The sequence below is a fragment of the Engelhardtia mirabilis genome (assembly GCF_007748095.1).
Lineage (GTDB): Bacteria > Planctomycetota > UBA1135 > UBA1135.
Map to the genome: position 1 here is coordinate 597,214 of NZ_CP036287.1, position 22,934 is coordinate 620,147.

The 22,934-nt window shown below is 70.5% G+C and carries 19 protein-coding genes; 5 read left to right on the forward strand and 14 right to left on the reverse strand.

The window, feature by feature from the left end; genetic code table 11:
• Nucleotides 1-54 precede the first annotated feature (54 nt).
• Both Pla133_RS02255 and Pla133_RS02260 read right to left on the reverse strand, forming a co-directional pair.
• Complete coding sequence (locus Pla133_RS02255; RefSeq protein WP_145061960.1) at nucleotides 55-2,775, reverse strand: molybdopterin dinucleotide binding domain-containing protein; 2,721 nt, start codon at nucleotides 2,773-2,775, stop codon at nucleotides 55-57.
• 82 nt (nucleotides 2,776-2,857) lie between these two features.
• A complete protein-coding gene (locus Pla133_RS02260; protein ID WP_145061962.1) occupies nucleotides 2,858-3,427 on the reverse strand; it encodes a peptidylprolyl isomerase in 570 nt (189 codons plus the stop codon).
• 60 nt (nucleotides 3,428-3,487) lie between these two features.
• Here Pla133_RS02260 and Pla133_RS02265 point away from each other — a divergent pair, with 60 nt between their 5' ends.
• Complete coding sequence (locus Pla133_RS02265; RefSeq protein WP_145061964.1) at nucleotides 3,488-3,748, forward strand: GIY-YIG nuclease family protein; 261 nt, start codon at nucleotides 3,488-3,490, stop codon at nucleotides 3,746-3,748.
• A 71-nt stretch (nucleotides 3,749-3,819) separates the two neighbouring features.
• Here the strand turns inward: Pla133_RS02265 and Pla133_RS02270 are convergent, their stop codons facing one another.
• On the reverse strand, nucleotides 3,820-5,373 hold the full coding sequence (locus Pla133_RS02270) for a 4Fe-4S dicluster domain-containing protein (RefSeq protein ID WP_145061966.1): 1,554 nt from the start codon (nucleotides 5,371-5,373) through the stop codon (nucleotides 3,820-3,822).
• A gap of 259 nt (nucleotides 5,374-5,632) precedes the next feature.
• On the opposite strand from Pla133_RS02270, the gene Pla133_RS02275 reads away from it, so the two are divergent.
• Nucleotides 5,633-8,362 carry an FG-GAP repeat protein gene (locus Pla133_RS02275; RefSeq protein WP_145061969.1) on the forward strand — a complete coding sequence of 910 codons (2,730 nt, stop codon included), beginning with the start codon at nucleotides 5,633-5,635 and terminating at the stop codon, nucleotides 8,360-8,362.
• Nucleotides 8,363-8,366: 4 nt separating this feature from the next.
• On the opposite strand, the gene Pla133_RS02280 is transcribed toward Pla133_RS02275, so the two are convergent.
• From Pla133_RS02280 to Pla133_RS02330, 11 genes are all read right to left on the reverse strand, one after another.
• Nucleotides 8,367-8,630: a zinc ribbon domain-containing protein gene (locus Pla133_RS02280; RefSeq protein ID WP_145061971.1), complete on the reverse strand. Its 264-nt coding sequence runs from the start codon at nucleotides 8,628-8,630 to the stop codon at nucleotides 8,367-8,369.
• 28 nt (nucleotides 8,631-8,658) lie between these two features.
• A complete protein-coding gene (locus Pla133_RS02285) occupies nucleotides 8,659-9,369 on the reverse strand; it encodes a hypothetical protein (protein ID WP_145061973.1) in 711 nt (236 codons plus the stop codon).
• Nucleotides 9,370-9,567: 198 nt separating this feature from the next.
• Nucleotides 9,568-9,801: a hypothetical protein gene (locus Pla133_RS02290; protein WP_145061975.1), complete on the reverse strand. Its 234-nt coding sequence runs from the start codon at nucleotides 9,799-9,801 to the stop codon at nucleotides 9,568-9,570.
• Between the two features lie 62 nt (nucleotides 9,802-9,863).
• Entirely contained in the window at nucleotides 9,864-11,759 is a 1,896-nt protein-coding gene (locus tag Pla133_RS02295; protein WP_145061977.1) for a CHASE4 domain-containing protein, read from the reverse strand.
• Nucleotides 11,760-11,778: 19 nt separating this feature from the next.
• Entirely contained in the window at nucleotides 11,779-13,716 is a 1,938-nt protein-coding gene (locus Pla133_RS02300; RefSeq protein ID WP_145061979.1) for a putative bifunctional diguanylate cyclase/phosphodiesterase, read from the reverse strand.
• A gap of 241 nt (nucleotides 13,717-13,957) precedes the next feature.
• The gene (locus Pla133_RS02305) at nucleotides 13,958-14,434 is read right to left on the reverse strand and encodes a hypothetical protein (RefSeq protein WP_145061981.1); all 477 of its coding nucleotides are present in this window, start codon (nucleotides 14,432-14,434) and stop codon (nucleotides 13,958-13,960) included.
• Nucleotides 14,431-15,750 (reverse strand): HEAT repeat domain-containing protein, encoded by a 1,320-nt coding sequence (locus tag Pla133_RS02310; RefSeq protein ID WP_145061983.1) that lies wholly within the window; start codon nucleotides 15,748-15,750, stop codon nucleotides 14,431-14,433. Before Pla133_RS02310 ends, Pla133_RS02305 begins: the two co-directional genes overlap by 4 nt.
• Before the next feature lie 30 nt (nucleotides 15,751-15,780).
• Nucleotides 15,781-17,712 carry a DUF7305 domain-containing protein gene (locus Pla133_RS02315; protein ID WP_145061985.1) on the reverse strand — a complete coding sequence of 644 codons (1,932 nt, stop codon included), beginning with the start codon at nucleotides 17,710-17,712 and terminating at the stop codon, nucleotides 15,781-15,783.
• 20 nt (nucleotides 17,713-17,732) lie between these two features.
• On the reverse strand, nucleotides 17,733-18,326 hold the full coding sequence (locus Pla133_RS02320; RefSeq protein ID WP_145061987.1) for a PilW family protein: 594 nt from the start codon (nucleotides 18,324-18,326) through the stop codon (nucleotides 17,733-17,735).
• A 14-nt stretch (nucleotides 18,327-18,340) separates the two neighbouring features.
• Nucleotides 18,341-19,024 (reverse strand): type IV pilus modification PilV family protein, encoded by a 684-nt coding sequence (locus tag Pla133_RS02325; RefSeq protein ID WP_145061989.1) that lies wholly within the window; start codon nucleotides 19,022-19,024, stop codon nucleotides 18,341-18,343.
• A gap of 153 nt (nucleotides 19,025-19,177) precedes the next feature.
• Complete coding sequence (locus tag Pla133_RS02330; RefSeq protein ID WP_145061991.1) at nucleotides 19,178-20,341, reverse strand: hypothetical protein; 1,164 nt, start codon at nucleotides 20,339-20,341, stop codon at nucleotides 19,178-19,180.
• 124 nt (nucleotides 20,342-20,465) lie between these two features.
• Here Pla133_RS02330 and Pla133_RS02335 point away from each other — a divergent pair, with 124 nt between their 5' ends.
• From Pla133_RS02335 to Pla133_RS02345, 3 genes are all read left to right on the forward strand, one after another.
• Entirely contained in the window at nucleotides 20,466-21,500 is a 1,035-nt protein-coding gene (locus Pla133_RS02335) for an alpha-hydroxy acid oxidase (RefSeq protein ID WP_145061993.1), read from the forward strand.
• A 68-nt stretch (nucleotides 21,501-21,568) separates the two neighbouring features.
• Nucleotides 21,569-22,171 carry an RNA polymerase sigma factor gene (locus Pla133_RS02340; protein WP_145061995.1) on the forward strand — a complete coding sequence of 201 codons (603 nt, stop codon included), beginning with the start codon at nucleotides 21,569-21,571 and terminating at the stop codon, nucleotides 22,169-22,171.
• A gap of 1 nt (nucleotide 22,172) precedes the next feature.
• A complete protein-coding gene (locus tag Pla133_RS02345) occupies nucleotides 22,173-22,919 on the forward strand; it encodes a hypothetical protein (protein WP_145061997.1) in 747 nt (248 codons plus the stop codon).
• Nucleotides 22,920-22,934: the final 15 nt, after the last annotated feature.

Sequence of the window (22,934 nt, forward strand, 5' to 3'; positions counted from 1 at the left end):
AGGTCCACTCGCCCCGCTGCCATTCGGCGGCGCCCGCCAGCGGACGCCACGGCGTCAGAGCTTGTAGGCCTCGTCCACCGGCTTGAGCGGGCGCTTCATGTGCAGCGGACGGCGCAGGCCGCCGGGGCCGGGGGCCGGCACGCACATGCCTTTCCACTCCTCGTAGACCGCGCGGCTCTTGGCCGTGTCCACGAACACGTCGCCGTAGCGGTCGCCCGCGTTCGCGACCTCGAGGCGCACCTTCTGGTGCCAGCAGTGCATGCCGCTGGCCGGGTCGGGCTGCACCGGGAAGGTCAGGTTCTGGTTCACGCCGGCCTCGTGCCAGTGGACCTTCGAGGTGTCGGAGTCGCGCGAGGCGAAGGGGCCGACCTGCTTCTTCTGGCGGAACAGGAAGGCGCCCGCGCGGGGCTTGGTCAGGTCGACCGTGGCCGTGGCCATGGAGTTGCCGATGCCGTCGTGCAGGCGCCAGCGCCCCACGTGGTGTGAGCAGGCCACGATGCCGGGGTGGATGCCCTCGGTGACCCACACGCGCGGCACGAAGTAGCCGATGCGCGTGTTGACGCGGATCAGGTCGCCGGTCTCCACGCCGAAGGCGCGGGCGTCCTCGGGGTGCACCCACAGGGGGTTGGTGTGGCTGATCTCCTGCAGCCACTTGGAGTTGGCCGAGCGCGTGTGGATCAGGGTCGGCAGGCGGAAGGTGGGGAGCAGCGCCCGCTCGCCGGCCTCCAGGTCCATCTGGCTCCAGTGCACCTGGCTGCGCTGGTAGGTGGGCACTTCGCCGTCCGGGAAGCCCCACTCGCGCATGGTCGACGAGTAGAACTCGAGCCGCTTGGACTGGGTCGGGAAGCCCGCGGCGCGGCTGCCGTCCTCGAGCTCGAGGCCGCCCTTGTCGACCTTCGTGGCGTAGCGCTCCTGACCGGCGTAGGGCACGGCGAAGGCGCCGTAGCGCTTCATGTAGCCCAGGGGCGTGGTGTCCTCGGCCGCCGCGGCATCGGGCAGGCCGGGCACGCCCGCGAACACGTCCGACCAGTACTCGTCCATGCCGATCGGTCGGCCGGGGTTCTGCTTGGACTCGAAGTACTTGCGGATGCCGAGCGAGCCGTCGGGATCGATGCGCCAGGTCAGGGCGATCCAGAACTCCGACTCCTCCCAGACCTCGCCGGGGTTGGTGCCGCGCGTCGTGTCGCTCTCGCGCCCCTCGAGCCGCGCGTACTCGCGACCCACGGGTTGACGGAAGCCGATCCAGGTGCCCGCGTGGGTTTCCTGGCTCATCAGGTCGTGGCGCTCCGGACCCAGGCCCATGGGCAACACGTAGTCGGCCCATTGGGCCGTCTCGTTCCAGGTCGGCGTCAACGCGACGTGGCAGCCGATGCGGCCCTCCTCCTCGAACATCTCGACCCAGGAGCAACCGTCGGGGTTGGTCCAGACCGGGTTGTAGACGCGGGTGAAGTAGACGTCGATCTTGGAGTCCTGCTCGCGCAGCAAGTGCGGCAGCAGGAAGCTCATCTCGTAGTGGGCGAGGGGCCACTCCTTGGGCCAGTGGCGCTCGTTCCAGCGCGTGATGGGCGGCGGCATCTCGCTGGGGTGCGGGTGCGCCTTGTCCCAGGAGTTGGGGTTCAGGCCGCCCTTGGTGCCGACCGAGCCCGAGAGCACGTGCAGCAGCATCAGCGCCCGCGCCACCTGCCAACCGCCCAGGTTGCCGGCGGCGGTGTTGCGCCACAGGTGGCTGGCGAAGTGACTGCCGGCCTTGGCGATCTGGTCCGCGAGGTACTCGACCGTGCCGGGCAGGATCGAGCACTCCTTCACGGCGTACTGCGGCGTGTAGTGGGCGTAGAGGTCCTTGAGCTTCTCGATGAAGCGCTCGTAGGTCCCCGGACCGCCCTCGTCGTTGGCCTCGAGGTAGGCCTGCCAGTTGGTCCAGCGCCGCACGAAGGCGTGGTCGACGCGGTCGGACTCGAGCAAGAGGCGCGCGACCGCCAGCAGCATCGCCGCCTCACTGCCGGGCCAGGGCGAGATCCAGCGGTCCGCGTGGGTGCTGGTGTTCGACAGGCGCGTGTCGACCACGGCGATCTCGGTGCCGCGCTCCTTGGCCTCGATGATGCGCTGGGCGTGGGGGTTGAAGTAGTGACCGGTCTCCAGGTGCGCCGACAGCAGCAGGATGAACTCCGCGCCGCCGTGGTCGGGCGAGGGCCGATCGGCACCGAACCACAGGCTGTAGCCCAGGCGCGCCGAAGCGCTGCACACGTTGGTGTGGCTGTTGTGCCCGTCGATGCCCCAGGCCTCGAGCATCCGCAGCACGAAGTGGTCCTCGCCGGGACGCCCCACGTGGTAGCTGACCTCGTTGTGGCGGTCCTCGTCGAACGCCTTGCGGATGCGTCCGCCAATGTCGTCCAGGGCCTCTTCCCAGGTCGTCTCCTCCCACTGGCCGCCGCCGCGCGGGCCCACGCGCTTCATCGGCTTCAGGATGCGCTCGGGATCCTGGACCTGGTTGATCGTCGCTGGCCCCTTGGCGCAGGTGCGGCCGCGGGAGCCCGGGTGGGCCGGGTTGCCCTCGAACTTGACCGTCTCGCCGGTGCCCTTATCGACGAAGGCCAGCAGCCCGCAGGCGGACTCGCAGTTGAAGCAGATCGTCGGGACGCAGCGGTAGTGCTTCTCGACGCGCTCCGGCCAGGCCTTGGGGTCCAACTCGACCCAATCGTCCCACTGGTCGGGCGGGGGCCCCACGGCCAGGTCCCAGGGGGAGGTGCGGGCGTGGGGATGGGTCGAGTCGGACATGGTGGCGTGGGGGCTCGGCGGGGCGCGGACTCAGGGCTGGCACAGGTTAGCGGCGGCGCGTCCGTCCGCCCGGCTCTGTCCGCTACTCGGTGCGCTTGACGATGTGCCAGCCGTAGGGGCTGGCCTTGGCGTCGAAGCCGGCCACGCCGAACTCGCCGACGTCCAGGCGCCAGCCGACGTTGCCGAAGGCCGGGACCATGCCGCCGCGGTTGTAGGTCGTCGGCGGGCGGCCGCCGCCGGGGACCATGGTGTAGATGCCGGGGTAGGAGTCGTCGGTGTGCTCCTTCACGAGGGCGTCGAAGTCGGCTCCGGCGAGGATCTGGGCCCAGAGGTCGGCGGCGAGGGCCTCGGCCTCTTGCTTGCTGCGCGAGGCGCGCGTCCCCGCGCCTGCGAAGGACACCAGCAGGTGCTGGACCTGAACGCGCTCCGCGTCGTGCTCGGGACTCGCGGTCAGGGCGGCCACGTGGGCCCGCAGATCCGCCACGGGGTCGCCGGTGGAGGGGGTCATCGTCGGGTCGAGGTGGACGACGGTCGCGGCGTCGCCGCCGATCGTCTCGACGGGTTGATCGGAGTGGGTCTCCGGCGTGGCGTCGGTGGTGCAGGCGGGCAGCAGGAGCAGGGCGGGGAAAGCCAGGGCGAGGAGTGATCGCATGGTGGGCAGGTCTGCGGTTGGGGGGGGCGGTCCGTGAAGGGGGGGGCTAGCCTAACGCCAGTGAGCGACGGATCTTGGCACGTCTACCTGCTGCGCTGCGCCGACGGCAGCCTGTACGCGGGGATCACCACCGATCCCGAGCGACGCCTGGCCGAGCACAACGGCGAGCGCCCGGGCGGGGCACGCTATACCCGCGCCCGGCGCCCGGTCGAGCTGGTGCGGAGCGAGACCTGCGGGGACCGCAGCGAGGCCAGTCGGCTGGAGGCTCGATTGAAGGGCTTGACGCGACCCCAGAAGGAGGCCTGGGCCCAGGGGGACTGAGCCGCGGGGTAGGCGGCGGTTTTGTGCCTGGCACCGTACGAACGCCTACCCCGCGGGATCACGACCTCGCGTCAGGAGATCGGCAGGGCCTGGCCGGCGCGCACGAACAGGTCCTCTTCGACCCACAGCCCCGCCAAGGCGATCGCCGCCGCCACCGGCCAGACCGACGCCGGACCGAGCACCAGCAACACCACTGGCAGAACCACACCGGCACCGATGCCGAGGGCCCAGTGGTGCACGGCGTAGGGGCCGTGGGTGAGCAGGTGCGATGCGCGGGCGTACTCCGACTCGCGGCCCTTCGGCGCGAGCTTGGGCTCCGCCAGGGTCAGGGCGAAGTGGACGCCCAGCCCCAGCGCCAGAACCGTCCGCAGCCCCCCGATCGCCTCGGGGTTCCAGTCCAGGACCGGGGCGGCCATCAGCACCGCCGCGCCGCCGCCGACGATGCCCTGGGCCAAGAGGTGCGGCGCGTAGAGCCGCTTCATCCACAGGACGCGACCCTTGGCCTGGGCGAACAGGAAGGCCGTGTAGCCGGCCGTGGCCGCGCCGGTCAGCAGCCCGAGCAGGGAGTAGGCGCTGGCCACGATCGGGTTGTCGAGGCCGAGCAGCCAGCCCAGGGCGCCCAGGCTCAACAGACCCCCGTAGGCGGTCAGGGCCAGCGTCCCCTTGGCCAGCCAGGAGTCCCAGTTCGGGCGGGCCAGGATGTACCAGAAGCGCTCGGGCCGCTTGAGGTCGGTGATGAGCAGCAGCGAGGTCAGCGCGAGGAAGGCCAGGGCCACCAGCGTCGGCAGGCCGAACAGGGCCCTTGAGGCGACCGCCGTCTGCCCCGTCAACAGAAAGGCCAGGGCCGCCGCCGGCACCGCGCCCGCCGAGATCGACTTGGTGAACAGGTAGCCGGTGATCTTCCAACCCCACAGCTGCTCGCGCGGCACGTCGTAGGTCGTGCGCGCCTGGCCATTGGTGGAGTCCGCGTGCGCGCGCGCCTCGAGCGCCTCCCAGGCCTGGGCGTCGGCCCGCTCGCCCGTCGGCGCGTTGGACCAGATGAAGCCCTCGGAGATGTTCGTGCGGCCCGGGTCGAGCCCCACCGCCGCGGCCTCGCGGTACAGCACGTTGGGCTTGGTGCCCGCCTCGACCTTGCGCGCGGTCAGCTCGCCCGTGGCCTTCATCTGCGACACGCGGCTGTTCGGATCGTCGAAGTCACCGGGGATGATCGCCTCGGTGGGGCAGACCACCGCGCAGGCCGGCGCCAGGCCGCGCTCGGTGCGGTGCGCGCAGAAGTGGCACTTCTCCGCCGTGCCCGTGTCGTCGTTGATGTAGAGCGCGTCGTAGGGGCAGGCGTGCATGCAGCTCTTGCAGCCGATGCAGGCCTTGGGGTCCACGTCGACGATGCCGTCGTCGCGCTTGGACAGGGCGCCCGTGGGGCAGATCGTCATGCAGGGCGCGTCGGTGCACTGGTTGCACCGCAGCACCGAGAAGTTGCGCTTGACCGCGGGGAACTGCCCCTCCTCGGTGTACTTGACCCAGGTGCGGAAGCTCCCCAGGGGCACGTCGTTCTCGGACTTGCAAGCGACGGTGCAGGCGTGGCAGCCGATGCACCGGGAGTGGTCGATGACGAATCCGAGTTGCACGTGGGGGAGGGAGCGGGGCCGGTGCGGAGCCAGGTGCGGTCGGCACCTGCGGGACGGGGGCGCCAAGCCTAACCGGACGGCCCGGTGATCGATCCAGGGCGGGGGTATCGGTCGCAGGTCCCCGCTGCGATCCCCGCCGGCCTAGACTCCAGTCCTGACCCGATCGTCGGCCCGCGCGGCGATCCTGAGGGTGCGGCCCCCTTGCCCGCGCCCTCTCTTTTGGGCCGAGCACCATCGGCCCCCCTCACTTTCCACAGCCATGCTCGACCTTCGACCCGCCCTCCTCCTCGCCCTCCCCCTGCTGACGGCAAGTCCCTCGGCCGCCCAGTGCACGGTCCAGGAGCTCCACCCAGCCAGCGGGGACTCCTACGTCTTCGGCGGCTCGCTGGCCCTCCAGGGCGACGACCTCTTCGTCGGCGACCCGGAGCACCTCTCCCAGGGGGTCTTCACCGGCGCCGTCCACCGCTTCGAGCGCATCGGTGGAGCGTGGGTCGAGGCCCAGTTGCTGACCGGCAGCGACCTCAGCTTCGCCGACAACCTCGGCGTCAGCCTCGCCCTCGACAGCGACCGGCTCGCGGTCGGTGCCTCGGGGAGCCTCTTGGACCCCTTCTCCCCGGGCGCCGTCCACATCTTCGACCGCACGCCCGGCGGTTGGGTGGAGAGCGCGGTGCTGACCGCCAGCGACGCGGAGCACAAGGCTCAGTTCGGCTCGAGCGTGGCCCTGCTCGGCGATCGCCTGCTGGTCGGCGCGCGCCAGCACCAGGGCGCGGTGGGCGCCTACGCCGGCGCGGCCTACCTGTTCGAGCTCGGTGCGGGTGGCTGGAACGAGGTGACGAAGCTGCAGCCTGGCGGCGCGGCGCCGTTGAGCCTGTTCGGCGAGAGCGTCGCTCTCGCGGGCGATCGGGCCCTGGTCGGCGCCATCGGCACCGGCGCCGGCTCCGGCAGCGGCTTCGGCGCCGTGTTCGAGTTCCAGCCCCAGGCGGGCGTGTGGACCCAGACTCAAGTGCTGACGCCCGTCCCCTCGACGGTCACGGCCCAGACCTTCGGCGCCGAGATCGCGGTCGACGCCGATCAGCTCCTGATCAGCGCCCCGCACAGCGACGGTCCGTTCCTCGACGTGGGGGCCGTCTACACCTTCGACCTGGTCGGCGGCGCTTGGACGCCGGGCGAGCTGATCCAAGCGCCCACACCCACGTACGCCGGCCTGTTCGGCACGAAGTTGGCCGTCGACGGTGACACCGCGCTGATCGACGACGTCGTGTTCGACCGCTCCCAGGCAGGTTGGCTTCCGCGCTACTCGCTCGGCGTCTCCTTCGGTCCGGCGGGCATCCGCTCGAACGCACTCCAGGGCGAGGAGATGTTCCTGGGTGGCAACAAGCAGGCGGGAGGCTCATCTCCCCCCGGCGTCGTGTTCGTCTTCGACGGCGCCGCCCCGACCCAGGCGACGTTGGTCGCCGATCTGGACCAGATCGCGATCGACCTCGGTGGGAAGCAGGAGCTCTCCCTCACGACCTGCCCGCCTCGCGTGGGTCAGCTCTACCTGATCCTGGGCTCGGCCAGCGGTCAGGCGCCCGGCTTCCTCGTCGACGGCTTGCAGGTGCCCTTGCAGCCCGACGTCTACAGCCTCTTCGCCCTGGCCCAGGTCTCGTCGCCGACCTTCGCGGGCTTCCTGGGCTTCCTCGACGAAGCGGGCCGCGCCGAGGCGACGCTGGTCCTGCCGCCCTTGGACCTGCCCGCGGCCACGGGGCTGACCCTGGATCACGCCGCGCTGGTGTTCGGCGCCGGCGGCGCGCTCGAGGTGGTGAGCAACGCCGTGAGCGTGGACTTGATCCAGTCCAACGCCACGCCCTGGTTGGTCGACCCCTCGGGCAGTGGCGACTTCACAACCATCGACGAGGCCATCGCGGCGCCCCAGGTGCAGCACGGCGACAGCCTGCTCGTGGTTCCCGGGACCTATCCCGGCTTCGCGTTGGACAAGGCCCTGGACATCCTCGCGCCGCTCGGCGGCCAGGTCAGCGTCGGGGACGTCACGATCAGCGACGTGCCCCGCTTCTCCCTGGCCGGCTTGGCCATGCGCTCGCTCACCGTCAACGAGGTGCCCGGGCACGCCGTGATCTCCGAGTGCGTGGTGTCCGCGACGGAGTTCGATCCCCAGACCTTCGCCTTCTACGGCGTGGCCCACGCCCGGGTCGACGACTGCGCCCAACTCGCCATCGGCGACTCGACCTTCGCGGGTGGCGACGCGTGCTACCCGGACGGTCCTTCGGATGCGTTCTCAGGGCTCGTGATCACGGGCTCGACGGTCTCGATCGTCGGCAGCACCTTCCACGGCGGTCAGGCCGCTCCCTCCGGCTGTGAGTTCCACTACCCGACGTCCGGCGCGGGCATCGTCGCCCTGGGCGGAAGCGACGTGACCGTCACCGCCTGCGACGCCTACGGGGGGTCGGGCACGTCGATCGAAAGCGACAGCCCGGCGATCTTCGTCGACAGCTCCACGGTGCGGGTGCTCGGCTCGTCGACGCACCGCCTGCAATCTCCCCTCTCGCCCATCGTGATCGTCGGCAGCGGTTCGCTGGCGACGGTCAGCGGCGTGACCCTCGACCCGCCGACCCTGCCCGCCGGGGTCGTCACGCCGGTGCCGGCCGAGCCCTACCTGCGCGTCGACGGCATCGCCGCGCCCGGCGGCACGGTTCAGGTCCAGGCCTTCGGGCCGGCCGGACTCGCGCTGGTGGTCCAGGGTCAGCCGGGCGGCGCCTCGCCCCTGGGGACCTCGCCCACCGGAACGCCCCTGTGGATCGACCCGAGTTCCCCGAGCGTGAGCGTGGCACTGGTCACCGTCGGCCAGGACGCCGCGGTCTCCTTCCCCCTGCCGTCGTTGGCGGATCCCGCCCTCTCGGGCACGACCACGACCCTGCAGGGCTGGGCGCCGTCGCAAGGCGGTCTCGGGCCCTACACGACCAACCCGGTCGAGATTCTGCTGCGCTGGTAAGGGCTCAGAAGACGAGCGCCAACACCAGCAGGATCAGCAACACGCCGGCGATCAGTCGCAGCGGCAGGCCGGGGCCCGTCTTCAGGCGGCGCTCCGGCTCGCTGCCGTCCCAGGGCAGGTCGAGGCCGTCGTAGAGGGTCTCGTCGGACCAGCCGGTCTCCGCGTCCGAGCCGCACTCGGGGCAGGCCAGGGCGTCCGAACGCACGTCGGCGCCGCAGTTGGGGCAGGCGAAGGTGGCGACCTGGCGGCGTCGGCGTGCGCGGCTCATGGGCCGAGCTTAGACGACCGCCGCGCGATCAGCGCGGGAACAGCCGGCGCACCTCTTCGACCATGGCGTCGGCGTCGCCGGCGTCGACGGTCATCAGCTTGGCCAGGCGCACGAGGTCGCCGCGGCGCACCGGCCGAATGCCGTCGACCGCGCTGTGGAGGGCGTCGCCTGCGGCCTTGAGGCGGCGGCGGGCCTCGATCGTCGCGTGCTCGGAGTTCTCGAGCTGCTTGCGCAGGCGCAGGGCCTCGCGGGACCAGTCCTTCGAGGCTTCCTGGGTGTCCTCCGCGTGCATGCGGGTCTCCGAGAGCTCACGCAGGGCCGTCTCGCTCATCTGACGGGCCCGATTGAGCTCGGTCTCGAGCCGCTCGTTGCGGCGCTTGAGCGCCGCGCGCTCGACCCGCTCGGCGGCCAGCTTGTCGCGTTCCTCCTGTAGCAGGCGCATCTGCACCTCGAGCGACATGCGGCGCTGCTCGGTGTCCGCGAGGCGCTCGCTCAAGGGCTCCAGCTCGGCGATCCGGCGCTGCAGGGCGGCGATCGTCTGCTGCTCGGGACCCGCGGCGCCGGATCCGACCGGGACCGCGGTCCACGGGGCAGGCAGGGGCGCGGGGGGCTCGGTAGAGTGGACCGGCTGGCGCTCGACGTGTGTGTCCGAGTCGTACAGATCCAGGGGCTGCTTCAACTCGGGGCGCTGACCACGCTCCGTCTGCCCGTCACCGGCTTCGTGCCACTCGTTCGCCACGGCTGTGCCTCCCCTTGGTGGTGATGGGCTAGCGAGACAGTTCTCCACGGTCGAACCACCGAACCGTGCGAGGTCCTCGCGGTGCCCCACTTCAGGCAGACCTATCGACTGTCGCATTACCCAGCGCTCACGAAATCCCGAGTTCACCGTTCGGTGAGCGCAGCAGACCGACGGAAAGTCTTTCGCGCTCGGCGACGCTCACGCCAAGGGCGGGAAGTAGCCGCGCTTGCGCCGGCTGCGGTCCTGCGTGCGGATCTGTTCCAGGAGGCGTCGGGCCGCCGCACGGTCAGCGGCATCGGCATCGAGCTCCTGCTGCTCGTCGACCATCAGGAGCAGTTCGGCGGGCAGCTCCGCGCCGCAGAACTCACAGGTCGGGACGCGCCGGTTGAAGACGCCCCGAGTGCAAGCGGGGCAGCGGAATGCGAGGGCCATGCACCGCAGGCTAGCTCGGGCCCCCGCGAGTTGTCGCCCCCGCATCCGAGGGAGGCCGGATCTCAGGCCGCGAGCGAAGTCGCCGGACCCGGATCCAGGGGCAGCTCGAGCACGAAGGTCGAGCCCAGGCCGACACCGGGGCTCGACGCGCACAGGCGCCCATGCAGCTCACCCGCGGCGTTCGCCGCCGAGTGCAGCCCGAAGCCGAGGCCGTCCGGCTTGGTGGTGAAGCCGTGCTGGAAGATCGTCCGCAGCCGCTCGTGCTCGATCCCGCAGCCACCGTCGCTGACCGCGATGCGCGCGCCCGTCGGTGTGTGCGAGATCGTGATCTCGATCCAGCGTTGCCCGCACTCGGTGTCCGGGTAGGACTCGACGGCGTTCCTGATCAGGTGCACCAGGATCTGCAGCAGCTTGTGCCCGTCCGACCGCGCCGCGAGCGGCTCCCAGTGGCCGCGCCGCACTTCGACGTCACCATCCTCGCCGATGGCGATCCGCAGGGCCGTCCGCGTCCGTTCCACGAGGTCGACTTGTTCCTCGAAGCCACCGGGCTCGGCCAGTTGCTGCTGGTCGAAGATCAGCGCCCCGATCTCCGCAATCTGCTCGCACAGGGCGACACACTCGATCTCGGCCGAGTCGCGCGCGCTCTCCATCTCGGCGGCCAGGACGCGCAGGAAGTTCGGCATCTGACTCCCGCCCGGGTCGGACTGTATCCAGCGCGGCAGGTCGTCGCCCAAGGCTGAAATGCGGCTTGCCAGGGAGGTCAGGTCCTCGGTCGAGATGCGCGCCACCTTGCCGCGGATCACGTCCGCGGAGACGTTCACGCTGTTGAGCATGTTGCCCACGTTGTGCAGCACGTTCGTGGCCACCTCGGACATGCCCGCTCGACGCGAGGCCTCGATCGCTTGGCGCTGGAAGTCTTGCTGGCGAGTGTAGAGCGACGTGAACTCGCGCGAGAGGTCGCCGAGCTCGTCGCTTCGATCCAGGGCCAAGGCATCGGCCTGGGCGGTGCCCTCGCGGACCTTCACCACCCGGCGGCTGAAGGACAGGAGCGGGCGGACGACGCCCCGGTGCAGCACCACGTAGAGGATCAACAGCACCAGCAGTTGCCCGGCGAAGCCGAGCAGGAAGGCCACGTCGAAGGCGTAGACCCCATGGGCGCTGACGTTGCGAGGGATCAGGGCGCTCAGCAGCAGCACATCCTGCCCGTGGATGTCGCGCATCAGCGTCGAACCGCTGAGCTCCTCGTTGCTGAGCGAGTCGAAGACCGCGTCTTCGCCCGCCTGAAGCAGCGCGAGCGTTGCTTCGAGCTGGGGGTCCGCGCTGGCCCTGTCGATCCCGACCAGTGAGAAGTTCACGTTGGTCTGCAGCCGCATCTGGGCGATGACGTCACCGTCGATGGCCCGGGCCAGGACCAGGGTGCCCCGGGGCGAGGCCCCCGGCTCCGCCGCGGGAAGTGGCCTGGCGCTGACCATCAGTGGACCCCATTCGCTGAGCAGGAAACCCTCGATGGGGCGCGGTCGGCGCGGGTCGAAGGCCAGGGGGTGGCTGCGGCCCTGCGCCGACTCGGGAATCGCCTCGAGCGAGACGTCGCCGAATCCCACCGGCGCTGCGCGCAGTGAGCGAACCACCCGACCCTGGGCGTCGAGCACCTGGACCAGCGCGAGGTCGTTCTGGCGCAAGGCCTCGATCGTGAGCTCGTCGGACGACCGGGCTCGGTCGTTGGCATCGACGATCGATGCGATCGCCTCGCGGCGGGCCCAGTTGGCAGCGGTCGCCGCCAGATGCCTGACTTCGTGCTCGAGGGCGTCCTCGGGCAGGCGCAGGTCGCTCCGGGCCAGCTCCAGCTCGAGCTCTTCGAAGCTGCCGGTGATCGCGTGTTCGAGGACCGTGGACTGCAGGTACGTCAGCAGCAGAACGATCCCGAACAGGGTCAGCGAGACTCGGGTCTTGATCGACATCCGCCGGAGTCCGATCCCGTCAGCCGGCCCTGCGGGTCGACGGCTTGCCCTCGATGTACGCTTCGACCAGGTCCGCGTCGAGCGGGTGGGAGAAGTGGTAGCCCTGACCGTAGTCGCAGCCGAGGGCCTGGAGGATCTCCAGTTGCTCGGCGGTCTCGACGCCCTCGGCGATCAGCTTGAGGCCCCTGGCGTGGGCCATCTGCACGATGGCCTGGATCGTCGCCTGGTTGGCCTCGCCGCTGGGCAGACTGCTCAGGAAGCTCGGGTCGAGCTTGAGGGCCGAGAAGGGCAGGCAGTTGAGGTAGGACAGGGACGAGAGGCCGGTTCCGAACTCGTCTACGTGGAACTGAACGCCGCGCTCCTCGAGATCGCGCAGGACCATCGCTCCGTGCCCGAAGGAGTCCATCAAGAGCGTCTCGGTCAGCTCGAGGTTGATGTCGCCCCGCTGCAGGCCGTGATTGCGCAGCGCCGACTGCACGCGGTCCGCGAAGTCCGAAGCTGCGAGTTGCTTTTTCGAGACGTTGATGTTGACCGAGAGGGCGTGGCTGAGGCCGCGACTACGCCACTCGGCCACCTGGGCGCAGGCGCGCTCGAGGACCCAGTTCCCGAGCGGCAGGATCAGACCCGTCTCCTCCGCGATCGGGACGAACTCCCTGGGCGGGATGACCACCTGGCGGTCGTTGCGCCAGCGCACCAGCGCCTCGAAGCCGAGCACGGCTCCGGTGTCGAGCTCGATGATCGGCTGGTACTGCAGGAACAGCTCGTCCTGCTCGATGCTGCGGCGCAGGTCGGACTCGATGCGCTGGCGGGCCACCGCCTGGCGGCGCAGCTCGTCGTCGAAGATCGCGACGCACGCCTTGCCACCGCGCTTGGCGCGGTAGAGGGCCGTGTCCGCGTCGCGCAAGAGGTCGACCGCGCTCCCGGCGCGGCCCCGGCCATTGACCACGCCGACGCTGACGCTGGGTCGCAGGTCGTGGCCGTCGATCTCGAACGGCGCGCCGACCGTGTCGATCAGGCGTTGGGCGACGATGCTGGAGTCGCGCTCGTCGGTCATGCCCTCGAGCAGCACCACGAACTCGTCGCCACCGAGCCGCGCGGCGACGTTCTCGTCCACCGGCGAGGCGCTGTCCGACTTGCGAATGCAGGCCTGGATGCGTGCCGCGACCTCGATCAGGAGCCGGTCGCCCACGTCGTGGCCGAGGCTATCGTTGACGACCTTGAAGTCGTCGAGGTCGAGGAACAGCACCGCATAGTTCAAGTCCGCCTCGCGGCTGGCGCGGGCCACCACGTGCTCGAGGCGATCGGAGAGCAGGGCGCGGTTGGGGAGGTCGGTCAGCGAGTCGTACAGGCTGCCGCGGATCAGCCGCTCTTCGGCTCCGCGGCGCTGCTCGATCTCGTCGGCCAGCCGCCGGTTGGCGGATTCCAGGGCGATCAGCCGATCGTCGGCTTCGCGCGTGCGGTTCCACTTGCCGACCAGGGCGTGGGCCATCTGGCAGGCGGCGATCGCGTCGAAGGGCTTCTTGAGCACCAGCAGTTGGTCGGAGGATCCCAGGCGCTCGTACATCTCGGACCAGGAGTGATCCGAGAAGGCCGTGCACAGGATGATCTGTAGGTCGGCATCGGCCTGCCACAGGCGTTCGATCGTCTCCAGGCCGTCCCAACCGGGCGGCATCCGCATGTCGACGAAGGCCACCGCGAAGCGGTCGTCGGCGGCCACGGCCTGTTGCACCGCGCGCAGGGCGTCCTCGCCCTGGAAGGCGGAGTCGAACAGCATTGCCGCGGCGACGGGGTTGGCGCGCGGTGACGCGCTCGGCTCGCCGAGCACCAGGGACCGCAGGTCGTCCAAGGCCGGATTCAGCTCGGTGCCCTGTAGGGCCTTCTTGATGTCCTCGTGGATCGCCGGATTGTCGTCGACGATGAGGATCCGAATGGGGCGCTGGGCCGGCAGGGCGTGCATTGATGGGGATTGGGCAGTGGGCTTGGTCCGGGGTCGGCCGCGCTCTGGCGAGGTATCGGCGCCGGCCTCGACCGACCTGGAGCGAGGGTCGGTTTTGCGAGGCGGAAGACTCTTCCCGGTCCTGACGGCCCCCGCGGGAGCTCGAGAGGCCGATGGCCTCGGCCTGGGATCGCGGCCGGCGATCTCTCCCTTGCACGACCCCTGCCTCTTCGTGCTCTCCGCGGCCTGGACGGGTCGCCGCTCAGGCCGCTTCGCGCTCGCTCGACTCAGCCGCCAGGCGCGCGGCGTTGCGCGCGCGCAGGGGCTCGGTGGCCTCGTTGATGACCTGGCACAGGTCCTGGAGCTGATCGCCGCGGCGCAGTCGACAGAGCTCGACCTCGCTGCCGTTCTTCAGACCCTTGAGGTACTGATCGAAGCGGTACAGGGGTCCTGCGATGCGGAAGGTGGCGGAGATGCCGACCAGCAGGATCAACGGCAATAGCAACAGACTGGAGGCGGCCAGGGTCTGGACCAGGACGCCCGGAGTCTCCTCGGCCAGGACCGGTCCCCCCGCGGGCATGCGCGCCGCGAGTTGGGCCAGGTAGGAGCCCATCAGCAGGGTCTGGAAGAGCTGGGCCAGGAGGGCGATGCCGGCGAAGATCGCGATCAGCCGCAGCTGGAAGCGCGTCTTGATCAGGCGCTGGCGCCGCTTGACGAAGGGTCGGGGTTGGGTCGTCATGGGGTCTTGTCGGGCTGGGCGAGCACGCGCTCGCGCCACAGACGGGGATCGGGGCCTAGCTGGCGTCCGGTGAGGTCGCGCAGGGTCTTCCAGGCCAGGTCGCGCACTCCGGCGTGTTCGTGGTCGAGGCAATCCACCAGGCGCGGTACGGCGCTGGTGGCTTCGAGCTGAGCCAGGGCGCTGCAGGCCAGCAGCACCAGCTCGGGATCGTCGCGATCGAGCGCCGGGATCAGGCCCTGGGCCACACGATCGACGAACAAGCGGCGCGCCGACAGCTCGCGGATGGCGTTGCCCGCATCCGCCGCGTCGCGGCCGGTCACGCGCCGAAAGGTGTCCTGGGACTCGTCCCGCCACCACTTCAACTCGCGCGAGTGCCACGCTCGCCAGGCCTCGACGTCGTCGCGCAGCCGCTGCCGGGTGATGGACTCGAGGGCGACACGGGCGGCTTTGGCGATGACCCGATCCGGGCTCTCGAGGAGGTCGATCAGCGCCGGGACGGCGTCGTCGTCGCGCGCGCCGGCGGCTGCGCGCGTGGCCAGGGTCACCGTGGCGACGGAGTTGTGGCCGTCCAGCAGGGCGCGGATGGTGCGCCGTTGCAGCTCGTCGAGCTGCAGCCGGCGGGACTCGCCCAGCCGGGCCAGCTCGAGCAGGATCAGCTCGTCGTAGCTCGCGTTGACGTGCAGCTCCGCGGCCAACAGGCGCTCCGCGTCGTCGGCCGACGCCATGGCGCGGACCAGCGGTGCCGCCAGGGACGGGTGGGCCTGACGCAGGACCGAGCCCAGTTGCGGGGAGACCTCGGGGTCGCGGGCCGCGATCTCGGCCAGGGCCGCGCTGAAGACTTGGCGTTGGTCGATCCCGACGGTCACCTGCTGCGAGTCGACGGGTGCCATGCGGGCCAAGAGGGCGACGTCGCGGCCCTCGCCGGCCGCGCCCAGGATCCCCATGGCCGCCATGCGCCGATCGACCGGCGTCGGTCCGGTGGCCAGGGACTCGAGGAACGGGCGCAGCTCGCCCAGGGGCGTGCGCACCAACGTCGTGCGCACCAGTATCCGGCGCGGTTCGTCCAGGGGCTCGCCGGCGCGGGTCGTCCCCTCGCACAGGGCCTCGAACAGGTCCGGCAGGATCGGACCGGCCAGGGCGTGCAGCGCGCCGCGCAACTTGCCGGCGTCGAAGTCGCTCTCCAAGGACTGCTCGAGCACCTCGTCCACGGTCCTCGGCTGCTGCTCGTCCGCGGACGGCGCCGCGTTCCCACGGTTGCCCACACCCGCAGTTGCGAGCAGGGCCAGGGCCGTGGGGAGCAGCAGTCGTAGTTCCATGGTGCGGGTGGGCGAGCGGTCGCCCCGGACCTACTGGGCGGCGTTGATCAGCCGCAGGTCCGCGGTGCTGAGCGGCACGCTGCGCGTGGTCACCGCCAACATGACGGGCACCGAAAGGGGCGAGTGGTCGACCAGGATCTGGCGCAGGACGGCGTCCTCGACCGCGGAGGACTCGATCGCGTTGCTGAGTACCGAGTCGGCCAGAGGGAAGTTCGCCCAGGCGAGCTTGTAGAGGTCTGCGCCCCCCAGGCGATCGGCCCGGACAGCCTGGGCGAGCACGGCCTGCCGCATCGGCGAGCTGGCGACGAAGATCTCGGTCAGCTCGCTCGACGAGAGGCTTGGGGGGCGATTCAAGGCCGAGGTGAGTTCACCAGCCGTGAGCGGCGCCGCTTCGACCAGGTAGTCGGTCAGCTCCGCGTTGCCGATGCCCGCATCGGCGACCCAGTCCGCGGGCGTGCCGGTCGGCGTGACCATCGGCGGGGTCGTCTTGGCGTCGTCCTCGACCCTGGCCTCCGTCATGCGTTCCCCGTCTCGCGAACCGCTGGTGACCTCGCTGACGTCGGTCCAGTCGAAGTCCTTCTCCCAGCCCGAGTAGCTGGAGGGCGTACCCACGTCGTTCAGGTAGTCGACGTCGAGCCACTGGTCCTCGTGGGCAGCGGAGGGACTGCGGCAGGCGGAGGGGTCGATACCCAGGGCCTTGAACGGGTCGGAGCTCGAGGCCGCCAGGGGCCCGGGCACGTCGACGACGCGCCAGTTGGCCAGTCGCGGCAGGGAGCTCTCACCCTCGGCGATGGCCAGGTCGTAGTGCAACTGCGCGCCGGGTTCGAGGCTCAGCGTGTCGGCCACGACGGCTCCGAAGAACTCCGCGCCGGCCGCCAGCGAGACCGCCGAGGAGGGCGCGTAGACAGAGCCGTGGAACACGACCGACGAGCCCAGCGACACGGCCCCGTAGGTGCCGGCGGCGGACTTGGACATCTGCACGCTGACCTGGGTCGGGTCGGCGCTGGAGTTGGTCAGGAGCGCGCCATCGGGCACGGTCAGGTCTCCGCTCACGAAGAGCTCGACCGGCCCGTCGGTCACGTCGAACTCGATCTCGGCGCCGCTGGCCAGGGTCAGGTCGCCGGTCACGATCGTCGCGGGCCCGACCACGACGATGGTCGCGCCCGCGCCAACGCTGATGTTCTCCAGCCCGCGCGTGCCGGCCGGGACGACCAGCGGTACCGGCAGGACGTGGTTCACGCCCGCGGCCATCAGCGGTGCAGGCGCGTCGGGTGCCGGAAGGGCGACCACGGAGCTGCGCGCGGCGGTGCTGCCGCTGACCGTCACCGTTCCGGTCTGACCCACCCTCTCGCCGATCCCCGGGACCACGTCGCCACGGATCGTTATCCCACCGCGACCACCATCGAGGGTCACCGCGCCCGCGCTGCCCACGTTGGCCTCCGCGTTGTTCTGACCGCTGGCGAGCTGTTCGGCGTAGGTGCCCTGGCTGGAGTCGTAGCTGTCGATCAGCGTCCCAGACTGCACGGTCAGGTCTTCGGTTCCGAAGATGCCGAGGGAGCCGACGCTCACGTCGGCCCGCTCGACGACCATGCCCAGGCAGATGCGCGCCGAGCCGGCCATGGCCGTGGCCTCGAGCTCGATCAGGTCCCCGCCCTTGTCGGTCGCCTCGACCCAGAACAGGCCCTCGCCGAAGATCGCCGGCTGGGTCTCGCTGCCGACGTTGCCGGTCTTGGCCATGCCCAGGCCCACGTAGGCCTCGGCCAGGCCGGCCTCGGCCAGGTACATGGCGCGCTTTAGATCGGCCGAGTGGGTCTGACGTTTGGTGATCGAGTGCGAGAGCTGTAGGAACACCGCGCTCATCGAGGCCACCGACATGACCGCCACCAGCGAGACCACCAGCGCCCCGCCGCGGCGCGATTCGGCGGCATTGCGGAAGTTCCGTTCCCAGATCTGTGTACCCATATCGATCTCTTCCCCCTCGTTCAATCAGGTCGGTTGCGCACGGTGACCGTCGTTTCGACGGTGCGCGTGGCGCTCTCGGGATCTGTCGGATCGGCGCCCAAGCTGATGCGAATCGTCACGCTGTTCTTGTAGAGCACGAACGAAAGCCCCTGCTCGTCCACCAAGTCGTTGCCGTTGTCGTCGATGCCGTTGGACAACTCACCCTCGAGGAAGGGGCGCACCAAGTCACTCCAGATCAGGCGTCGCTCGTCGTCCTCGTCGGGGTTCTGCTTCCAGACCACGCGGCCGTCCTCCTCGAGGCCGATCGACTCCGGGTCGCCCCAGACGATGGCCCCGTTCTCGTCGAGACCCAGACTGACGCTGTAGGCCACCGCCGAGGTGTGGAAGGGGTTCTCGAACGACGGGAACAGGGTCTCCTTGTCGGAGCCGACGATCGCCAGGGAGATGCGATCGAGGACCAGGTTGGCCTGGTCGTTCAGCAGCATGGCCTCGGTCTGCGACGAGTTCGTCGAGCGCATCATCCGCATCAGGACGGCGCCCTTCACGACCAGGATCGTGAGCAGGGTCAGGGCGATCATGACCTCCATCAAGGAGAAGCCCGAACGGGAATGCATCCTGCGCACGGGGATCAGCTCCTGCGGAAACGACAGAAGATCGTCTGGATCGCGTACTCACGGTCACCGTGCTGTCCACGCCAGCGGATCGAGACCCGCACGGGCAGGATCACGTAGTCGTCCGAGTGGTCTTCCTCGTCGATGATGCTGTCGCCGTTGAGGTCGCGCGGCGTGTCGAGCTGGGCGTTCGCGACGTCCTCGCGCAGCGCCAGGGTCGTGCCGAGCACCTCGACCTTCTGGGGCTGACCCCGGGTCGGGGGCGGTGCGTCTACGTCGACCTCGGACAGGACCTCGATCTCGATGCAGGGGAAGAAGATCTCCCCGACCAAGCCGTCGACGCTGTCCTCGGTGGGCGGCAGTGCCACCACGGCGAAGCGGTTGCCGGGCGCCGAGCCGATGCCGTTGGGGTCATCGTTCGGGTCGGCGTTGTAGAGCGCGAAGATCTGCTCGAACTCCTCGTTCTGCATGATCTCGACCATCGAGCGCGCCGCGTTGGCAGCGATCCCGTTCTCCGAGTTGACGGTGCGCTGCTGCGCCACGCCGGCGACCGTGGTGGCGAAGATCAGGAAGGCGGTCAGCATCACGCCCATCGAGATCACCAACTCCACGATGGTGAAGCCGGCGCGCCGGGGCGGGCTGGATCGACGGGGGGAGCTTTCGACCCGCATTGCGGGTCGGCCGATGGCGAGAGATGTCATGGATCCGTCGGGCGCGTGGGGGGAGCGCGTGCCTTCCGGAGCCCTTGTCGCCAGGCCTCTCGAGCCGACTACAGGTCAAACGTAAGAACTCGGTGGGTGCCGCGTGGTTGCCCTGGAAAAGGCATCGCGTTCGGCCCGGGATTCGACCCGAGCTCAGGAGCCGGGTTTCTCCTCGCTCGCGCGACGCTTGGCCGTTCGTTTGCGAGAGGGCGTCCCTTCGGCCTCGGGCGCGTCGGGGGTCTCGACCTCGTCGACGAGCTGCGCCGAATCCGCCGGCTCCGGCTCCGGTGGGCGAACCGGGGCCGTCACCTGGACCTGCGCCAGACCCTCGCCCTGATCCTCCGCCACGGCTCGCGTTCGGAAGGCGGTCTGGAAGACCTCGGCCAACTTGTCGAGGGCGACCTTCGAGAACAGGCCCGTGAGGCCCGCGAAGGCGTAGATCCCGACCAGGTTGAGGTTCGCCGACCCGCCGTCCGAGAGCCCCGAGGGGGCCAGGATCCCGACTCGCAGCACCAGGTAGACGATCACCGCCAGGGCCGCGCCCTGGATCGGTAGGAACAGGTAGTAGATCAGCCAACTCCGCTGCAGCCGGCGGTAGCCCACGTACTTGGCGAAGGACGTGAGCAGGTGGGCCAGGCCGCCCAGGGCGCCCATCCACATCACCATCTCGATCACCAGGGCTTCGCTGGGCAGGATCCGCGCGTCGCCGAACAGGCCCAGCGTGCGAGTCGCGACGTCGGACTCGGCTGCGCGCACCGCCGCGTGGGCTGCGCTGTAGGCGGCGTCCGGGGCAACGGCGGGCGGTTGACTCGAGTCGTCGGGGAAGTCGGGGGGCGCGAGGGCCCGCATCGCGCGCTCCTCCAGCGCCCGCGCCGCGCGCAGCGCGTCGACGCTCGACTCGAGCGCTTCCACCTGTGCCAGGGGCACCCGCGCGGTCGCGTCGTGCCAGCGGCCGAGGATCATCGACAGCACGGCCAAGGTCGCGACCAACATCGCGCCCGCTGCGACGAGCGTGATCCCCGGGGGCACCGGTCGCACCGAGAGGGGTCCAGCCGGGTCCAGCCCGGCGAGCTCGTCCGCCAGCTCGGTCAGTCGGCCGACCGACGCGTCGCGCTGGGTCTCGGTCAGACGACTCCACTGCTCCGCCGCGAGGGTCGTCCGGCCGCCGAGGTCCACGCCGACGATCGAGGCCACCGACGCGCGCATGCGGTCCCGGGCGCCGGCGGCGTGGGCCGACAGGCGGTTCAGGTGTTCCTCGATCCGCCGCAGCTGCGCCTCGACCTCGGCCAGGTCGACGCGATCCAATCCGTCCTTCAAGCTTCCTGTCCTCCCCTGCGATCCGGTCCCGGGGCATCCGGCCGGTGCGTCGGGGCCTAGTATGCCGCGACCCACGGAAACGGGCGACGGGACCACGATGACCCAACCGAACACGAGCGCGTCGATGCAGGCACTTCTCAACCTGCGCGAGTTGGAGCGCGCCGCCGCGGCCAGCCTCGCGCCCGAGGTGTGGGCCTACCTGCAGGGCGGCTCGGACGACATGGTGACCCTGGGCGAGAACGTGGCGGCCTTCGGGCGGCGCTTCCTGCGGCCCCGGCGGCTGGTGGACGTGAGCGCCCCCGACACGTCGCTGGAGCTCTTCGGCGAGCGCCTGGCCTCGCCGATCCTGCTGGCGCCGGTGGGATTCCAGGGCATTTTCCACCCCGAGGGCGAGCTGGCCAGCGCCCGGGCCGCGGCCGCGCGCGGCCAGCGCATGATCGTCTCGACGGTCTCGACCTACTCGGTGGCGGAGGTCGTCGCGGCCAGCGGGCAGGTGCCCTGGTTCCAGCTCTACACGACGCCCGTCCGCGCGACGACCCAGGCCCTGATCGGGCGCGCCGAGGACGCGGGCTGTCAGGTGCTGTGCCTGACCGTCGACGCGCCGGTGTTCGGCAACCGCGAGTCCCACGGCACGACCCTGCTGGAGCTCAACGCCTCCAGCCGCAAGGGCAACCTCGAAGGCCTCGACGGTGCCAGCGCGGTGGTCGACGCGAGCTTGACCTGGGAATTCGTCGATTGGCTGCGCGAGCGGACGCGGATGCGGATCGTGCTGAAGGGCATCGTCACGGCCGAGGACGCGACGCTGGCCCGCGAGCGCGGGGTCGACGGCCTGATCGTCTCCAACCACGGTGGACGCCAGCTCGACCGGGGACGGGCCTCGATCGACTGCCTGGCCGAGGTCGTGTCGGCCGTGGAGGGACACATGCCGGTGCTCTTGGACGGTGGGATCCGACGCGGCACCGACGCGATCATGGCGCTGGCCCTGGGGGCCGCCGCCGTCTGTGTCGGACGCCCCTTCGTTTGGGGCCTGGCCGCCGGCGGGCAGGCCGGGGTGGAGCGCGCGCTCGAGGTCCTGCAAGCCGAGTTGGTGCGCGGCCTGCAGTTGGTGGGGGCGCCGACCCTGGATCGACTGGACGCCAGCTTCGTCGGTCCGCGCTGAACAGGCGATCCGAGAGACTACGATTCGCGCCTCCCCGGCCAGGGTTTCTCGGGCCGAGCTGAAACTCCATGCTCCCTGACGACGCGAACCCGATCGACGCCACCGCCCGCGCAGACGCGGCCCTGGTGTCTCGGGTCATGGCTGGTGATGTCGAAGCGAGGGCCGAGTTCGAACTGCGGGCACGCTGCGTGCCCCGGATCGCGAATTGGCTCAATCGACGAATGTCCAGCCCCCTGACCGATGCCGACGTGGACGACGTGGCGCAGAGCGCGCTGCTCGTCTTGTGGCGCAAGCTGCCCGAGTACGAGGGTCGCGCGCGAATCGAGACCTGGGCCTTCACCGTGGTTCGCTTCGAGCTCCTCAACGCCGCCCGACGCCGCCAGCGCTCGCGCCTTACCGGCGCGATCGACGTGGCCGAGATCGATCGCCCCCTGGAGGCTGAAGCGGACCTCTACGACGACGACGATCGCGCCCGGCTCGGATCGGCCCTCGCCCGCCTGGACGAGTCGAAGCGCACGATCGTCGAGCTGAAGCACCTGGAAGGCTTGACCTTTCCCGAGATCGGAGAGCGATTGCAGATCTCCGAGAACACCGCCCGGACCCGATACTACCGCGGCCTCCGACAACTCAAAGCCGCGCTCGAGCCCGGTGCCGAAGCCGACCCCCACTGAAATGCTGAACCCAGCCGACGAGAAGTTGCTCGGAGAGATCCTCACGGGCCTGCGCCGGGAGGACGAACCCGAGGTGGCCCGCCGGCTCGCGGCCTCGCCCGAGCTGGCGGCCGAGTTGGCCGAGCTGCGATCGATGCAGGCGGGCCTCGACGAGCTGGGGGACGAGGTCCACCTGGCCCTGGCGGCAGCGTCCGAATCCGCGGACGACGCCCGTGAAGCCGAACTGGTGGCCCGCACCCTCGGCGGACTGCCCCTGCCGATTCGCGCTGCGGCGGGGGGGAGGCACGAAGACGACGGTGCGGACCTCCCGCGCCTCGCCGATCAACGCGGGGGAGTCCGGCCCTCGCCCCCGCGCACCCTGCGGCTGCTGGCGGCCCTGGCGGCCGCGGCGATCGTGCTGTGGTTCGGCGCGGGCCTGATGCTCGGGGGCGACGAGCGCCCGGCGGACGTGATGCTCGGTGGGGAGTTCGAGATCGAGGCCATCTTCGCCGAGGAGCACGCGGTGAACCCGATCGGGTTCGAGTGGGAATCCGTCGCAGGAGCCGCTGGCAGCTACGACGTCGCGATCTATCCTCGGGACGGCACCGAACCCGTCCTGCGGGCGATGCTGACCGAGCCGCAATGGATCCTCGAGCCCGATCAGTTGAGCCGCCTGCCGGAGGACTTCAGGCTCGAAGTCCACGGGCTGAGCGTCGGAGGAGGAGCCAGTCTGGCCGGCTGGCTCGAGTTCCGCTCGTCGTCGCGCTGATCCTGATCCTCGCGG

What these genes read in the sequence shown, in the direction of transcription:
- Pla133_RS02255 (WP_145061960.1), bottom strand. Translation starts at nt 2,775, where the DNA reads ATGTCCGACTCGACCCATCCCCACGCCCGCACCTCCCCCTGGGACCTG.
- Pla133_RS02260 (WP_145061962.1), bottom strand. Translation starts at nt 3,427, where the DNA reads ATGCGATCACTCCTCGCCCTGGCTTTCCCCGCCCTGCTCCTGCTGCCC.
- Pla133_RS02275 (WP_145061969.1), top strand. Translation starts at nt 5,633, where the DNA reads ATGCTCGACCTTCGACCCGCCCTCCTCCTCGCCCTCCCCCTGCTGACG.
- Pla133_RS02280 (WP_145061971.1), bottom strand. Translation starts at nt 8,630, where the DNA reads ATGAGCCGCGCACGCCGACGCCGCCAGGTCGCCACCTTCGCCTGCCCC.
- Pla133_RS02290 (WP_145061975.1), bottom strand. Translation starts at nt 9,801, where the DNA reads ATGGCCCTCGCATTCCGCTGCCCCGCTTGCACTCGGGGCGTCTTCAAC.
- Pla133_RS02295 (WP_145061977.1), bottom strand. Translation starts at nt 11,759, where the DNA reads ATGTCGATCAAGACCCGAGTCTCGCTGACCCTGTTCGGGATCGTTCTG.
- Pla133_RS02300 (WP_145061979.1), bottom strand. Translation starts at nt 13,716, where the DNA reads ATGCACGCCCTGCCGGCCCAGCGCCCCATTCGGATCCTCATCGTCGAC.
- Pla133_RS02305 (WP_145061981.1), bottom strand. Translation starts at nt 14,434, where the DNA reads ATGACGACCCAACCCCGACCCTTCGTCAAGCGGCGCCAGCGCCTGATC.
- Pla133_RS02310 (WP_145061983.1), bottom strand. Translation starts at nt 15,750, where the DNA reads ATGGAACTACGACTGCTGCTCCCCACGGCCCTGGCCCTGCTCGCAACT.
- Pla133_RS02315 (WP_145061985.1), bottom strand. Translation starts at nt 17,712, where the DNA reads ATGGGTACACAGATCTGGGAACGGAACTTCCGCAATGCCGCCGAATCG.
- Pla133_RS02320 (WP_145061987.1), bottom strand. Translation starts at nt 18,326, where the DNA reads ATGCATTCCCGTTCGGGCTTCTCCTTGATGGAGGTCATGATCGCCCTG.
- Pla133_RS02325 (WP_145061989.1), bottom strand. Translation starts at nt 19,024, where the DNA reads ATGACATCTCTCGCCATCGGCCGACCCGCAATGCGGGTCGAAAGCTCC.
- Pla133_RS02335 (WP_145061993.1), top strand. Translation starts at nt 20,466, where the DNA reads ATGCAGGCACTTCTCAACCTGCGCGAGTTGGAGCGCGCCGCCGCGGCC.
- Pla133_RS02340 (WP_145061995.1), top strand. Translation starts at nt 21,569, where the DNA reads ATGCTCCCTGACGACGCGAACCCGATCGACGCCACCGCCCGCGCAGAC.
- Pla133_RS02345 (WP_145061997.1), top strand. Translation starts at nt 22,173, where the DNA reads ATGCTGAACCCAGCCGACGAGAAGTTGCTCGGAGAGATCCTCACGGGC.